At 71.0% G+C, this 14,581-nt stretch carries 13 protein-coding genes; 4 read left to right on the forward strand and 9 right to left on the reverse strand.

Annotation, left to right across the window (positions count from 1 at the left end; genetic code table 11):
• Positions 1-13 precede the first annotated feature (13 nt).
• Positions 14-1,441, reverse strand: coding sequence for an adenylosuccinate lyase (gene purB / locus AB0K15_RS42700; RefSeq protein WP_364065148.1), 1,428 nt, complete (start codon positions 1,439-1,441; stop codon positions 14-16).
• Between the two features lie 148 nt (positions 1,442-1,589).
• A complete protein-coding gene (locus AB0K15_RS42705; RefSeq protein WP_364065151.1) occupies positions 1,590-2,210 on the reverse strand; it encodes a TetR family transcriptional regulator in 621 nt (206 codons plus the stop codon).
• A gap of 123 nt (positions 2,211-2,333) precedes the next feature.
• On the opposite strand from AB0K15_RS42705, the gene AB0K15_RS42710 reads away from it, so the two are divergent.
• A complete protein-coding gene (locus AB0K15_RS42710; RefSeq protein WP_364065154.1) occupies positions 2,334-3,083 on the forward strand; it encodes an SDR family oxidoreductase in 750 nt (249 codons plus the stop codon).
• 4 nt (positions 3,084-3,087) lie between these two features.
• On the opposite strand, the gene AB0K15_RS42715 is transcribed toward AB0K15_RS42710, so the two are convergent.
• From AB0K15_RS42715 to AB0K15_RS42730, 4 genes are read right to left on the reverse strand one after another with little or no spacing between them, the layout of a single operon-like run.
• On the reverse strand, positions 3,088-3,978 hold the full coding sequence (locus tag AB0K15_RS42715; protein WP_364065157.1) for a DUF4380 domain-containing protein: 891 nt from the start codon (positions 3,976-3,978) through the stop codon (positions 3,088-3,090).
• Positions 3,972-5,120, reverse strand: coding sequence for a galactonate dehydratase (dgoD, locus tag AB0K15_RS42720; RefSeq protein WP_364065160.1), 1,149 nt, complete (start codon positions 5,118-5,120; stop codon positions 3,972-3,974). The genes AB0K15_RS42715 and dgoD overlap by 7 nt, the downstream gene beginning before the upstream one ends.
• Before the next feature lie 28 nt (positions 5,121-5,148).
• A complete protein-coding gene (locus AB0K15_RS42725) occupies positions 5,149-5,853 on the reverse strand; it encodes an SDR family oxidoreductase (protein ID WP_364065163.1) in 705 nt (234 codons plus the stop codon).
• Between the two features lie 33 nt (positions 5,854-5,886).
• Positions 5,887-7,995 carry a hypothetical protein gene (locus AB0K15_RS42730; protein WP_364065166.1) on the reverse strand — a complete coding sequence of 703 codons (2,109 nt, stop codon included), beginning with the start codon at positions 7,993-7,995 and terminating at the stop codon, positions 5,887-5,889.
• A 136-nt stretch (positions 7,996-8,131) separates the two neighbouring features.
• Here AB0K15_RS42730 and AB0K15_RS42735 point away from each other — a divergent pair, with 136 nt between their 5' ends.
• Genes AB0K15_RS42735 through AB0K15_RS42745 form a run of 3 tightly spaced genes read left to right on the forward strand, consistent with a single transcriptional unit; the run spans position 8,132 to position 10,688 of the window.
• On the forward strand, positions 8,132-9,076 hold the full coding sequence (locus AB0K15_RS42735; RefSeq protein ID WP_364065169.1) for a sugar kinase: 945 nt from the start codon (positions 8,132-8,134) through the stop codon (positions 9,074-9,076).
• On the forward strand, positions 9,073-9,687 hold the full coding sequence (locus tag AB0K15_RS42740) for a bifunctional 4-hydroxy-2-oxoglutarate aldolase/2-dehydro-3-deoxy-phosphogluconate aldolase (protein WP_364065172.1): 615 nt from the start codon (positions 9,073-9,075) through the stop codon (positions 9,685-9,687). The genes AB0K15_RS42735 and AB0K15_RS42740 overlap by 4 nt, the downstream gene beginning before the upstream one ends.
• Positions 9,684-10,688: a beta-propeller fold lactonase family protein gene (locus tag AB0K15_RS42745; RefSeq protein ID WP_364065175.1), complete on the forward strand. Its 1,005-nt coding sequence runs from the start codon at positions 9,684-9,686 to the stop codon at positions 10,686-10,688. The genes AB0K15_RS42740 and AB0K15_RS42745 overlap by 4 nt, the downstream gene beginning before the upstream one ends.
• 57 nt (positions 10,689-10,745) lie before the next feature.
• On the opposite strand, the gene AB0K15_RS42750 is transcribed toward AB0K15_RS42745, so the two are convergent.
• The 3 genes from AB0K15_RS42750 to AB0K15_RS42760 are packed head-to-tail and all read right to left on the reverse strand — an operon-like array spanning position 10,746 to position 14,571.
• Positions 10,746-12,800 carry an alpha-galactosidase gene (locus tag AB0K15_RS42750; protein WP_364065178.1) on the reverse strand — a complete coding sequence of 685 codons (2,055 nt, stop codon included), beginning with the start codon at positions 12,798-12,800 and terminating at the stop codon, positions 10,746-10,748.
• Positions 12,797-13,684, reverse strand: a complete 888-nt coding sequence (locus AB0K15_RS42755) for a carbohydrate ABC transporter permease (protein ID WP_364065181.1) — start codon at positions 13,682-13,684, stop codon at positions 12,797-12,799. The genes AB0K15_RS42750 and AB0K15_RS42755 overlap by 4 nt, the downstream gene beginning before the upstream one ends.
• Positions 13,685-13,686: 2 nt before the next feature.
• Positions 13,687-14,571, reverse strand: coding sequence for a sugar ABC transporter permease (locus AB0K15_RS42760; RefSeq protein ID WP_364065185.1), 885 nt, complete (start codon positions 14,569-14,571; stop codon positions 13,687-13,689).
• Between the last annotated feature and the right edge of the window lie 10 nt (positions 14,572-14,581).

Raw genomic sequence — 14,581 nt, forward strand, 5'->3', positions numbered from 1 at the left:
CCGTCAGTTCCGCTTACAGGATCGGCCCCGGCGCGTACTGCGCCGCTTCCGGGAAGCGCTCCAGCACGGTCTCCACGCGCTGCGCCACCTCCTCGACCTGTGCCGGTGCCACGCCCGTGAACGAGATCCGGTCGGCGAGGAGCTTGTCCAGGTCACCGCGGTCCAACGGCAACCGGTCGTCGGCCGCGAGCCGGTCGAGCAGGTCGTTCTCGGCGCCGCGCTCGCGCATGGCCAGTGCCATGCCGACGGCGTTTTCCTTGATCGCCTCGTGGGCCGTCTCCCGCCCGACGCCGCCGCGCACGGCCGCCATCAGCACCTTCGTGGTGGCGAGGAACGGCAGGTAGCGATCGAGCTCACGCTCGATCACGGCCGGGAAGGCGCCGAACTCGGCCAGCACCGTGAGGAAGGTCTCCAGCAGGCCGTCGAGCGCGAAGAACGCGTCGGGCAGCGCGACGCGGCGCACGACCGAGTCGGACACGTCACCCTCGTTCCACTGGTCGCCCGCGAGCTCGCCGATCATCGACAGGTGCCCGCGCAGCACGACGGCAAGGCCGTTTACCCGCTCGCACGAGCGCGTGTTCATCTTGTGCGGCATCGCCGACGAGCCGACCTGGCCCGGCTTGAAGCCCTCGGTGACGAGCTCGTGGCCGGCCATCAGGCGGATCGTCTTGGCGAGGCTCGACGGCGCCGCGGCGAGCTGCACCAGCGTGGACAGCACGTCGAAGTCGAGCGACCGCGGGTAGACCTGCCCGACGCTCACGAAGTGGTTGCGGAACCCGAGGTGCTCGGCGATCTTGGATTCGAGCAGGTCCAAAGTGGACTCGTCGCCGAGGAGGTCGAGCATGTCCTGCGCGGTGCCGACCGGGCCCTTGATGCCCCGCAGCGGGTAGCGCTCGATGAGGTTGTCCAGGCGGGAGAACGCGACCAGCAGCTCGTCGGCCGCGGTCGCGAACCGCTTGCCCAGCGTGGTGGCCTGCGCGGCGACGTTGTGCGAGCGCCCGGCCATCACCAGGTCGGAGTGCTCCACGGCCAGCGCGGCCAGGCGCGCGAGCACTGCGGCGACGCGGCTGCGCATGAGCTCCAGCGACCGCAGCTGCTGCAGCTGCTCCACGTTCTCCGTGAGGTCGCGTGAAGTCATGCCCTTGTGCACGTGCTCGTGACCGGCGAGGGCGTTGAACTCCTCGATGCGGGCCTTCACGTCGTGGCGCGTCACGCGCTCGCGCTCGGCGATCGATTCGAGGTTCACGTCCTCGATCACGCGCTCGTAGTCCGCGAGCACGCCTTCGGGCACCTCGACGCCCAGCTCGTTCTGCGCGCGGAGCACGGCGAGCCACAGCTGCCGCTCCAGCACCACCTTCTGCTCGGGCGACCACAGCCGCACCAGCTCGGGCGACGCGTAGCGGGCGGCGAGCACGTTGGGAATCCGGGGCTTGTCCGTCACGCGGCCACGATACCCGTGCAGGTCAGAGGTGGGCGGGGCCGGTGGGATCCAGACGGCTCCCACCGGTTCGGCCTCGCGAAGGCCTCGGCACCCCGTGCACCGAGCCGGCGGAGAGCCTGGCACACGCCACGCACGAGAGTCGAGGGAATTACAACGCGAAGAGCCGCTCGAAAGCCGCGGCGACCGCGACCGGCAGCGTTTCGGGCGAGCTGAAGGCCTGTGTGTAGCCGGCGTCGTAACACGCTGTCGCGACGTGGGCGGCCTGCCTCGCCACCAGCGGCGCCGCGCCTTGTTCGACGAGCGCCGCGTCCAGCGCATCGGTGTACCCGCGCTCCTTGACCAAGCTGCACGCCTGCAGCTGAGGTGTCTCGGCGATCAGCTGTTCGCGCACCGGGTAGCGCACGGCCTGAATCGCCTTGGAATCGGCGAGCACGAGGATGGCCGCACGCGCCACCCGCATCACCGCGCCGAAGGAGTCGCCGAGTGCTTCTTCCGACGCTCGTGCCGCGCCCGCCACGGCCTTCGCCAGGAGCAGGTGCGAGGCCGAATCGTCCTCGAACAGGACTTCGGCCTTGTCCGGGAAGTACCGGAAGAACGTGCTCCGGGCGACGCCGGAGGCTCGGGTGATGTCGGTGACGGTGACGTGATCGAAGCCGTGTTCAGCGAACAACGCCACAGCGGCTTGGCGGATGGTTTCCCGGGTCTCCGTTCGCTTCGCCTCGCGAACCGAGCCGGCGGCTGAGTTGGGCGTCGGGTGGGGCGCTGTCACGACGCCAGCTTAAGCGTGGACCGCCCGAGGACGAACGGGCAGAAAATATGAGACTCAGTCCGACTATCATCGGACTTGGTATCGACTACGGTCGTGATCATCCCTAACGAACGAGGAGTCGCCATGACAGAGCAGCAGCTGCGCGGCAAGGTCGTGCTCGTCACCGGGGCCAGCCGCGGGCTGGGTGCCGCGGCGGCCCGGCATCTCGCGGCGGCCGGCGCCGACCTCGCGCTCGCCTATGCGCAGTCGGCCGACAAGGCGAAAGCCGTTGCCGAGGAAGTGCGGGCGCTGGGCGTCGAGGCCGAGATCTTCCAGGCCGACCAAGGCGACGTCGCGCAGGTCGGCGCCATGGTCGACGCGGTGGCCGAGCGGTTCGGGCACATCGACGTCCTGGTCAACAGCGCGGGCATGTTCATCGGCGGCACCGCCGGCACCATCGCGCAGGCCGACCGCGAGCGGATCTGGGCGGTGAACGTCCTCGGCCTGGTCGCCACGACCGAACGCGTGCTCGCCCACATGCCCGACGGCGGCCGCGTCATCAGCCTCGGCTCCATCGCGGGGGAACGCGCCTACACCGCCGGGCTCGCCGACTACAGCGCGACCAAGGCGGCCGTGAGCGGCTACACGCGCTCGTGGGCGCACGAGTTCGCGCCGCGCCGGATCACCGTCAACACCGTCGTGTCGGGCTTCGCCGAGACGGACATGGGCATCCCGCACGACTCCCCGCTCGGTCAGCGCGTCCTCGGCGACCTGCCCTTCGGCCGCTACGCCACCGCGGACGAGGTCGCCGCCTTGATCACGTTCCTCGCCGGGCCCGCCGCCTCTTACATCACCGGCAGCGACCTGCGCGTCGACGGCGGCTGGAACGCCTGAGCCGTCAGTCCGAAACGGTTCCGGTCACGGTCAGCGACGTCGTCTCACCGGGAGCGAGCGTGGTCAGCGGGCCGAGGGCCTCCAGCTCCACGATGCGGCCAGGCGGGTCGAGGTCGCCCAGGTCGGCGAGGGGTTCCGGCAGCGGGTGCTCCAGCCAGATCTCCAGCGGCGAACCCGCGTCGGGGTACTCGGCGGCCGGGTCGACGTCGAAGGACAGGGTGAGCGTCGTCTCGCCGACGGTGCACGAAACCCAGCCCGCGGTGTCCGGCACGCCGAGCTTGCCGACGACGTCCTGCGGCGGCACCACCAGCGTGCCACCGTCCACTGTGTACTTCGGGTTGCCGGTGCCCGCCACGAGCTCGACCACGGCGGGCGTGCGCGTGCCCGCGAGGCCGGCCGTGACGGTTCCGCCGCCGGGGAGCTGGGTGACGTTCCACAGCGCCCAGCGCACCGGCGCCGGCGACGCGTTTTCGGCGGTCAGCCGCAGCGTGTACGAAGCGGCGGAGCCCAGCGTCAGCTCGCGCGTGAACCGCAGGCCCGTGCGGGGTTCGACGCCGCTGGTCAGCGTGACCGACCGCTCGGTGAGACCCGAGACGGAGTACGGGCCCGAGTCCAACACGGGGTCCGGCGGCCCCGCCCACTGGCCGGGCCCGTCCCAGCCCTGCGGCGCGGGCCAGGTCTTGTCGCCGCCGTAGTTGACCCAGTCGCCCATCCGGCCGGAGTTCGGCGCCAGGACGTGGCCACCGAGCGGCCGCAGGTCCGGACCCAGCAACGCCGGGTTGCGCCACAGCAGTTGGGCGTCTCCGTGCGCCAGCGACAACAACCGCCCGCCCAGCGCCGGGACGACGCCGAGGCGCAGCACGCCGTTGTCCAGCCACACGACGTCGGTCACCATTCGGCGAGCCCTCCGTCGTCCAGGCGCCACACCGGTGAACGCCAGTGGTGGCCGACCTCGTCGGCGCGGCGCACGGCTGCCTCGTCGACCTCGATGCCGAGGCCCGGGCCGGTCGGCCGCGCCGCGTAGCCGTCGGTGAAGCGGAACAGCGCGGAGTCCGTCAGGTAGCTCAGTGCCTCGGTGCCCTGGTGGTAGTGCATGCCGAGACTTTGTTCCTGGATCAGGAAGTTCGGCGTCGCGAAGGCCACCTGCATCGACGCCGCCAGCGAGATCGGGCCGAGCGGGCAGTGCGGGGCCATGCTCGCGCCGTAGACCTCGGCCAGCGCGGCGATGCGCCGCAGCTCCGAGATGCCTCCGGCGTGCGACGGGTCCGGCTGCACCACGGCGACGCCCGCGTCGAGCACCGGCTTGAACTCCCAGCGCGAGTACAGCCGTTCGCCGACCGCGACCGGCACCGTCGACGCGGAGACGACCGACGCCAGCGCGCCGCCCTGCGTCTCCGGCAGCACCGGCTCCTCGACGAACATGGGCTGCACTTCTTCGAGCATCTTCACCAGCCGCCTCGCCATCGCGGGCGAGACGCGGCCGTGGAAGTCGATGGCGAGATCGCGCTCCGGGCCCAGTGCCTCCCGCGCCTCACGCGCCCGGGCCAGCGCCGCGTTGGCTTCGGCGGGTGACGCGATGGGCGCGAGCGGTCCCGCCACGTTCATCTTCACCGCCGTGAAACCGGCCTCGACCTGCGCGGAGACGGCGTCGAAGATGCCCGCCGGCCGGTCACCGCCCACCCACGAATACACCCGCACGCGATCGCGCACGGGCCCGCCGAGCAGCTCGTGCACCGGCACCCCGTGCACCTTGCCCGCGATGTCCCACAGCGCGTGGTCGAAGCCCGCGAGCGCGCTGGAGAGCACGGGCCCGCCGCGGTAGAACCCGCCGCGGCGCAACGTCTGCCAGTGGTCCTCGATGCGCAGCGGGTCCTGGCCGACGACGAGCTCGGCCATCTCGTGCACCGCCGCGCGCACCGTCTCGGCGCGGCCCTCGACCACGGGCTCGCCCCAGCCGGAGATGCCGTCGTCGGTGTTCACCTTCAGGAACAACCAACGTGGTGCGACGAGGAACGTCTCGATACCGGTGATCTTCACCTGGCCCCCATTTCCTAAGAGACGCGGTCTAAGCGGAATCCTTGGCGGCCGACCAGCCGCCGTCGACGGTCAGGTCGGCACCCGTGACATACGACGCCCCCGGTGAAAGCAGGAACGCGATCACGGCTGCGACCTCGCCCGGGTCGCCCAGCCGCCCGGCGGGCGTGGCCCGCGCACTGCGTTCGATGTCTTCCTCACTGAGCCGGTCCCACGCCTGCGTGCGCACGGGGCCGGGCAGCACCGAGTTCACGCGCACGTCCGGCGCGTACTCCACGGCGAGCTGGCGCGCCAGCGAAACCAGCGCGCCCTTGCTCGCCGCGTACGCCGGGTGGCCCGGCAGGCCGAACCGCGCGTGCACCGAAGACACCAGCACGACGGACCCCCGCCGGGCCCGCAGCGAGGGCAGGCACGCCTTCACCGCGAGGTAGGAACCGGTGAGGTTCACGTCGAGCTGGTGCTGCCACTGCTCCCGCGGCATCTCGTGCAGCGGACCGGTGGTCGGTACATACGCGTTGCTGACCAGCGCGTCGACCTCGCCCGCCATCGCGACGACCTGCGCCCAGGTCGACTCGGCGGTCACGTCGCCGCGCACGCCGGCGAGGTCGTCGGGGAGGAGGGCGAGGTCCACACCCACGACGCGGTAGCCGTCGGCCTGCAGGCGCCGGGCCGTCGCCGCGCCGATGCCTGACGCGGCACCGGTCACCACGGCCGTCGGGTTGTCTGGTGTGGACATCGCCAAATCCTCCTCGTGCTCAGAGCCTGGTACTCAGAGCTTGTCTACGCGGACATGGTCGTCCGGACCACGCACTCCGAGCCAGACGCCATTCGCGTCAGCCGCACCGCCGAGGGTGCCCACGACGCTGCCGGACGGGTACTTCGGCTGCTTGAACCAGCCGGCCCACGTGGTGCCGTTGCGGTCGTTCTGCCACAGCGTGTAGTCGCTGGCCAGCGCGAACACGGACACCTTGTCGCCCTGCGCGACGAGCGTCGGGCTGCTGGAGACGGTGCCGCCGATCGACGTCCAGTCCGACCACGTGCCGTCGGTGCCGCGGGTGCGGACCCACACGCCGTCGTCCGGCGTGCGGACGGCGACCGTGGTGCCGGCCGTGGAGGTCGCGGCGCCGGGGCGGCCGTAGATCTGCGCGTCGTTGGGCGAGCCGAGCGAGGACCAGCGGCCGTCGGTCGTGCGGGTCCAGACCTTGCCGTCGGTGCCGCGGGTGTAGAGCGTGCCGTCGGCGGTCACGGACGGCGAGTCGGTGAGGTTCCCGCCGAGCCGGTGCCAGGCGCCCCAGCGCTTTCCGTCGTAGGTCAGCTGCCACACGGCGTTGTCCAGACCACGGACGTAGACGTCGATGGCCGAGCCGTGCGCGTTCGCCGCCGGCTGGCCGAGGAACGGGCCGCCGATGACCGAGGTGCCCTTGCCGAGACCCTGCGTCTCCAGCACGCCGAGCGGGCCGCGGGTGAACGTCACGGTCTTGTCGCCAGTGCGGACCACGGCCGGGCTGGCCGAAGCGCCGCCGGCGACACTGGTGCCGGGCACCAGGTCCGTGCCGTGCAGCTTGAGGAACGCGGTGCCGTGCGCGGGAACCGTGACGGTGTACGTGCCGGTCGCCGTACCGCGGTCGGCGCGGGCGCGCAGGTCGCGGATCGAGACGTTGCCGGTGAGGCCGGCGTCGGCGAAGTTCAGCGTCATCTGCGTGTCCGCGTCACCGCGGTTGAGCAGCACGACCGCACGGTCGCCGTCCTTCGACAGGCGCTTGCTGTAGGTGTCGGTCGAACCGTTCGACGCCACCCGGACGCCCTGGATCCCGAGCTTGTCCTGGTCGACGGCGATGATCTCGGGGTTCTTCAGCGTGTCGATCATCGACTGCGGCAGCGTGCGCGGGTCCGAGCCGATGATGAGCGGGGAAGCCATTTCCGCCCACAGCACGAGCTGGGTGGTCGACTCCTCCTCGTTCATCTCGAGGGTGCCCTGCTCGGTCTTGCGCATCGGGATCAGGAAGTCGGGGTCGTTCCAGTGGCCGGGACCGTTGGCCTCGGGGTGCGCCGCGTTGACGTCGGCGTTGCGCAGCATGTCCTTGTAGATCCCCTCGTACGGGGTTCCGAAGGCCACGTCGGTGTTGGTGCGCCAGGAATCGGCCACGAGCGGGCCGAAGGTGTAGGAGACGCCGGCGGTCTGGCTGGGCGTGTGCGGCACGCCCCAGTCGTCGGTCACCGGGTTGCAGATGTTCAGGATCATCTTGCGGCCCGCCTTCTGCAGGGCCGCGCTGAACTCGGTGTACGCCTTCGCCGGGTCGAGGTTGTTCGCGATGCCGCAGAGGAAGTCGACCTTGATCGCGTCGAACTTCCAGGTGGCGAAGCGCTTCGTGTCCTGCTCGTAGTAGCCCTGGCTGCCCGCGGCGCAGTTCTTGCCGTCGGACGGGCCCGCGTCGGTGTAGATACCGGCGAGCAGGCCGCGGTCGTGGATGTACTTGACCAGCGCGGACATGCCGGACGGGAAACGCTCGGGGTCGGGCACGAGGTTGCCCTGAGCGTCACGCGGGACCTTGGCGTTCCAGCCGCCGTCGATCCAGACGTACTTGTAGCCGGCCTTGGCCAGTCCGCTGGAGACGAGGTAGTCGGCGACACCCTTCACGCCGGCCTCGGTCACGGTCGGCATGCCGAAGTAGTTGTTCCAGCCCATGTAGGGCGTCTGCGCCAGGCCGGAGTTGTAGTAGTCCGGTGCGCCCTGGTCGGCCGCGGTGGTCTGCTGCGGGAAGAGCGCGGCCGGGGCCGCGGAAGCGGGGGTCGCGAGCCCGAGCACGGTGGCGGCGGCCGCGGCCGCCGCCGTGATCGTGAGTGCTCTGCGGGATCTGCGTGGGGAGCGCGGGAGCATGTGGCGACACCTTTCGTCGTCGAAACAGCGCCGAAGGGGGCCGTGATCGTCCGGCCCGCGAGCAGCATGCCGGGGTCGCGGAGGTCGCGTCAAGAATAAATCCTAAATTAAGATTTGACGCGGTATGCTGCCTGCGATGAACGACATCGAAGTCCTCACCCTGGGCGAAGCGATGCGGCTGCTGCTCGCGGAACCCGGCGTCGCGCTGCGGCGCGCGCACACCTTCACCGCATCCGTGGCCGGGGCCGAAGCGAACGTGTCGGTCGGCCTCGCGCGGCTCGGCCACCGCGTGCGCTGGCTCAGCCGCGTCGGCGACGACTCGTCCGGCGCGGCCGTGCTGAGCGCGCTGCGCGCCGAGGGCGTGGACGTCTCGGGCGTCGAGGTGGACCCGGCCGGGTTCACGGGGCTGCTGCTGCGTGACGACACCCCGGGTCGCGGCATCGACGTGCAGTACCACCGCGCGGGTTCGGCGGCGAGCTCGCTGTCGGCCGACTACGTCCGGGCCGCCGGCCTCGGTGGCGCGCGGCTCGTACTGGTCTCGGGGATCACGGCGATGCTGTCGCTGTCCGCGCGCGACGCCGTGCTGGCGTTGTTCGAGCTGGCGCGCGCGGAGGGGGCGACGATCGCGTTCGACCCCAACGTGCGGCTCAAGCTCGCGTCGCCGGCGCAGTGGCGAGAGACCGTGGGACCGCTGCTGCACCAGGCGGATCTGGTGTTCGCGGGCGAGGACGAGCTGGAACTGCTCGACGCCTCGTCCGCTGAGCTGATCGCCAAGGGGGTCGGCACGGTCGTGGTGAAGCAGCGCGACAAGGTGGCGCGCGCGGTCACGGCCGAGTACGAGTGGAGCCAGGAAACCCTGGTCACGCACGTCGTCGACCCGGTGGGCGCGGGCGACGCGCTCACGTCCGGCTACCTGTCGTCCTGGCTGCACGGCGGCTCGCCGGCCGAGGCGCTGCTGGCCGGCGCGGTGTCGGCTGCGCTGGTCGTCGGCACGCGGACGGATCTGGAAGGACTGCCCGACCGGGCCGAACTGGCCCGTACGAGCGCCGCCCTCGGTGGCGGCGAGGAGGTACACCGATGAGCTACCGCTGGGAGATCACGCACGCGGCCCTGCGGCAAGGGGTCGTGGGCATCGTGCGGACCGCGGATGCCGCGTCCGCCGTGGTCGCCGCTCGTGCCGCCGTGGACGCGGGCCTGCGGTCGATCGAGGTCCCGCTCACCAATTCCGGTGCCCTGGCGGCGATCGAGGAGCTCACGGCCGCGTACCCCGACGCCACGATCGGCGCCGGCACCGTGCTCGACGAGGCCTCCGCCGTGCTCGCGATCCGCGCCGGCGCGCGGTTCCTGGTGTCGCCGAACGTCGAGGCCGCCGTGATCCGCACCGCTCACCGGTACGGCGCGGCCGCGTTCCCGGGCGCCGGTTCCGTCACGGAGATCGTGCGGGCGCTGGAAGAGGGCGCCGACGCGGTGAAGGTCTTCCCGGCCACGGCGCTGGGCCCGCGGTGGGTCAAGGACGTGCGCGCGGCGCTGCCGCAGGCGCCGCTCGTGCCGACGGGTGGAATCGCCCCCGAGGACGTGCCAGAGTGGCTCGCGGCGGGCGCGGTGGCGGTCGGCATGGGTTCGGCGCTCACGCGCGGGACCGCCGAGGACATCCGGGCCCGCGTGGCCGCGATGGTGAGGGAGGGCTCGTGACGGACGTCGTGCTGGTCGGCTGCTACACCGCCGAGATGGGCGGGAAGGGCGGCGGGATCTCCACGTTCCGCCGGGACCCCGCCGGTCTGGTCTTCGACTCCACGCTGGAGCTGCGGTCGCCGTCGTGGCTGGTCAAGCACCCGACGTTGCCGGTGCTTTACGCGACCAACGAGACCGACTCCGGTGCCGTGTCCTCGGTGTCGTTTGTGGACGGTGCGTTGTCCGTGCTGGACTCGGAGGTGCCGAGTGGCGGTGCGCACCCGTGCCACCTCGCCGTGACGCCGAATGGCCGGTTCCTGCTGTGCGCCAACTACACCGGGGGCAGTCTCGCGGTGTTCGGGCTCTCGGCCGAAGGCCGGATCACCGGCCGGACGGCTCTGGTGCAGCACAGCGGCACCGGGCCGAACGAGGTGCGCCAGGAGGCCGCGCACGTCCACATGGCGGTGCCGAGCGCCGACGGGTCCGTGGTGAGCGCCGTGGACCTGGGGACGGACGAGATCCACAGCTACACGCTGTCCGACGCCGGGGAGCTGACGCCGCTGGCGGTGTCGAAGCTGCCGGCGGGGAGCGGGCCGCGCCAGCTCGTGCGGATTCCCGGCTCGGACCTGGCCTACGTGGCCTGTGAGCTGTCCAGTGAGGTGCTGACGGTCCGGGAGACGTCGCCGGGGGCGTTCGAGGTGGTCGCTTCGACGCCGGCCACGCACGGTTCGCTTGGGGGCGAGAACATCGTGGCGCACCTGGAGATCCTGGACTCGGGTGTCTACCTGTCGAACCGTGGTGCGGACTGCGTCACGTCGTTCTCCGGCTCCCCGCTGGCCGCCGTCGCGGACCAGGCGTGCGGTGCGCACCCGCGGCACTTCGCCGTGGTGGACGGGGTTTGTTACGTCGCGGCGCAGTCCGACGACGAGATCACGGCCTTCCCGTTGGACGAGCTGGGCAAGGCCGAGATCGTCGCGTACCCGACGGGTTCGCCGAGCTTCGTGCTGCCGCTGAGTTTCTGATCAGGACGCGAAAACGCCCTGCCGGCCCAGTGAAGCCGGCAGGGCGTTTCGCTGTGTTCAGACCCGGATGAGGACGAACACGTCCGCGTCGTGCTGAGCGGTCCACTCGACGGGCAGGCCCACGTGCACGAGGTGCGCACCGGAGTACTCCACGCCGGCCTCGTCGCGGTAGGTGGCCGCCGCGTCGACACCGTGCAGCTTGATGCGTGACGATCGGCCCGGCACGAGCGACGTCCCCACCAGCCGGCCGGTGCTCCAGGCGAGCACCACGGTCTGGTTGCCGAGCGTGTACTGGCTGGCCGCCGTGGGATGCGCCGGTCCGGAAAGGACCCGGCACCGTCCCGTGTGGAGGATCGGCCGCAGTTCCTTGTACCGCGCGATCAGCTCCGCCGCTTCCGTCCGCTGGTCGGCGGTCCAGTGCGACAGGTCCGCCCCGATGCCGAGCACGCCGGCCATCGCGAGCACGAACCGGAACCGCAGCGAACGCGGCCGCGGGTCGAACACGCCGGGCGCGTCGGTGACCCACGAGCTCATCAGGTGCGGCGCGTGCATCAGCAGGAAGCCGTCCTGGATGCGCAGGCGATCGAGCGGCGCGGTGTTGTCGCTGGGCCACACGACGTCGCTGCGCGAGACCGTCGCCAGGTCCGTGCGGCCACCACCGCCGGCGCACGACTCGACGATGAGGTCGGGGTAGGTCGTGCGCAGGTGGTCGAGCAGCCGGTGGTAGTTCGCGACGTGCTCGGCGTCCAGGTCCGCCGTCGGCGCGCCGGGGCGGCCGCGTTCGGTCGGCGGGCGGTTCATGTCCCACTTGAGGTAGGAGATCGGGTACGCGGTGAGCAGCTCGTCGAGCACTCCGCGCACGTACTCGAACACCTCGGGCTTGCCGAGGTCGAGCAGCAGCTGGTTGCGGATCAGCGTCGCGGGGCGGCCGTCGAGGCGGTAGACCCAGTCGGGGTGCTCGGCGTAGAGCTTCGACTTCGGGCTGATCGCCTCGGGCTCCACCCACAGGCCGAAGTCAAGGCCCAGCGCGCGCACGGAGTCGACGAACGCACCGAAGCCGCCCTCGAACGACGATTCCTCGGGTGTCCAGTCACCCAGGCCGCCGGTGTCGTCATCGCGGCCGACGAACCAGCCGTCGTCCACCACGAACAGCTCCACGCCCAGGTCCGCGGCCTGCTTGGCGAGGTCGAGCTGACGTGCGCCGTTGACCTCGAAACCAGTGGCTTCCCAGCTGTTGTAGAGCACCGGGCGGCGCTTGCCGAGGCGTGGCCCGGCGAGCTTGCGCGAGTACGCGTGCCACACGTCAGCCAGCCCGACGAGTCCGTCCACACTGGACGCCAGCGCCAGCTCCGGAGTGGACAGCGCGGCGCCGGGTTCGAGCCGGATCGGGCCGGGATTGGCCAGCGGGCCCGCGCGCACGCGAGTGAGGCCACTCGGCTCGACCTCGGCGTCGAGCTCCCACGAACCCGACCAGGCCAGGGAAACGCCGTACGCTGGACCGTCCGGCGAGCCCGCGTCCTGCACCGCGAGCCACGGCACGTACTGGTGGCCCGGGACGCCGAAGCGGCTCTCCATCCGGAACCCGCCGGCTTCGAGCACGGTCGAGCGGCGCGTGAACTCCTGCGACCACTGGCCGGTGAGGTAGGTCAGCCGCGCACCGTCGAGCCCGGTCGGCACGCACACGCCCGCCGAACCGAGCCGGTCGATCTCGACGGTCGCGCTGCCGGTGTTCGTGAACTCGACCCACCGGCACAGCACGTCGGTGCCCGGTTCCGCGCGGTAACACTGCACTGCCCGCAGCCCGGTCGCCTCGTCGAGGAAAGCCAGCCGCAGCACGGTTTCGGTGGACTCGTCGGCGTCGAACCGCCACCACGAATCCCCGGCCACCACCAGGTCCGCGCCCGAGAACGGCCGCAGCCCGCGCGGCGCGTACTCGACGGGCGCCGCGTCCGCGTCGGTGATGAAGTGCACGTCACCGCGGTTGGCCAGCGGCGACGGACCACGCTCGACGCCGCGCGGTCCCCACGCGACGAGCTCCAGCCACCGGTTCCCCGGCTCCAGCGTGACGGTGTACGAAGTGGACTCGAGTTCGAGCGTCCACTGCTGGTTCACTTGATCGCCCCGATCGCGAGCCCGGAGATGAAGTGCTTCTGGAACCGCAGGAACACGGCCACGGTCGGCACGGCGGCGATCACCGAACCCGCCGCGATCACGTTCCAGTTGGACACGTACTGGCCCTGCAGGCCGAGCAACGCCGGCGTCACCGGCATCACGGTTTCGGTGCGCAGCACGGTGATCGACCACAGCAGGTCGTTGAACGTCCAGGTGAACGCCAGTGCGCCGAGCGCCGCCAGCGCCGGGCGCGTCATCGGCAGGATGATGCGCCAGAAGATGGCGATCGGCCCGGCGCCGTCGATGAGCGCCGCCTGCTGGATCTCGTCCGGAATGGACCGCATGAATCCCTGCAGCACGAACGTGTAGAAGCCGAGCCCGAAGGCGACCTGCACGATGATGAGTGCCGTGAGCGTGTCGTAGATGCCGAGCAGCTCGGACAGCTTCGACACCGGCACCAGCAGGATCTGCGGCGGCAGGAGGTTGCCCGACAGCATCAGGAGGATGATCGTGCGGCGGAACGGGATCCGGTAGCGGCTCAGCGCAAACGCCGCGGCCGACGCGAGCAGCAGCGACAGCAGCACGGTCGGGATCGTGACGATGAAGCTGTTGAGCATCGCGTGGCCACCGCCGCCGACGCCCCACGCTTCACCGAACGAGCTGAGGTCGAACGAGTGCGGCAGCGCGCCGAGGCCGTTGCTCGCGATGTCCGAAAAGGACCGCACGCTGGTCGTGATGACGAGCACGATCGGCAGCAGCCACAGGACGGACAGCCCGCCCGCCACCAGGTGGAAGCCGAACGTGCGGCCCTGGCGCTTGTGGTTGCGCTTGGCCGGAACTCGTTCCTCCGGCGCGACCGGGGGTGCCGGCCGGGTCGTGGTCACGCTCACTGGTCCTCCCGGAACGCTCGCACGAGGTAGGTCACGATCACGCCGAACGCGAGGATGAAGATCACCACGGCCAGCGCGGACGCGTAACCGAGCCGCAGGGACTGGAACGCGGTGGAGTACATGTAGGTGCTCAGCAGCTCCGAAGAGTGGTACGGCCCGCCCTTCGTCATCGACCACACCACGTCGAACGACCGCAGCGAGTCGATGATGATCACCGACAGAACCACGGAGTTGACGCTGCGCAGCTGCGGCCACGTCACGTGCCGGAACTGCTGCCACGCCGTGGCACCGTCCAATTTGGCCGCTTCGTACAGCGCCGGGTCGATGCCCTTGAGACCGGCCAGGTACAGCACCATCACGTAACCGAGCTGGCGCCACAACGCCGGCACGAGCACCGCGTAGAGCGCGGTGTCCGGATCGGCGAGCCACGAGTGCTTCCAGCTGTCCAGGCCGATCGCGCCGAGGACGTTGTTGACCACGCCGTCGGGCTGGTAGATCGCCTGCCAGATCAGCGCCGTGGCGACGAGCGAGAACACCACGGGCGTGAACAGCGCGGCCCGGTAGAACCCGACGCCCTTGCGCTCGCGGTTGAGCAGCATGGCGAGCCCGAGCCCGCCCGCGGCCGACAGCCCGCCGAACAGCACGATCCAGATCACCGTGTCGAGCGCGGCCGTGCCGAAGATGTCGTCGGACAACATCTCGGCGTAGTTGTCCAGCCCCACGAACGTCGGCGCGGAGACCCCGTCCCAGTTGGTCAGCGACAGGTAGAACCCCTGCAGCGCCGGCCAGAAGACAAAGAAGCCCTCTACGGCCAGGGGCACGAGCACGAACAGGAGCAGCGTCGGGGGCACGCGGCGGACCGCGCGCCTCCGACGCTTCACCGGGGCAGCC

Source organism: Amycolatopsis sp. NPDC049253, from assembly GCF_040678995.1.
In the GTDB taxonomy this organism is placed as follows: domain Bacteria; phylum Actinomycetota; class Actinomycetes; order Mycobacteriales; family Pseudonocardiaceae; genus Amycolatopsis.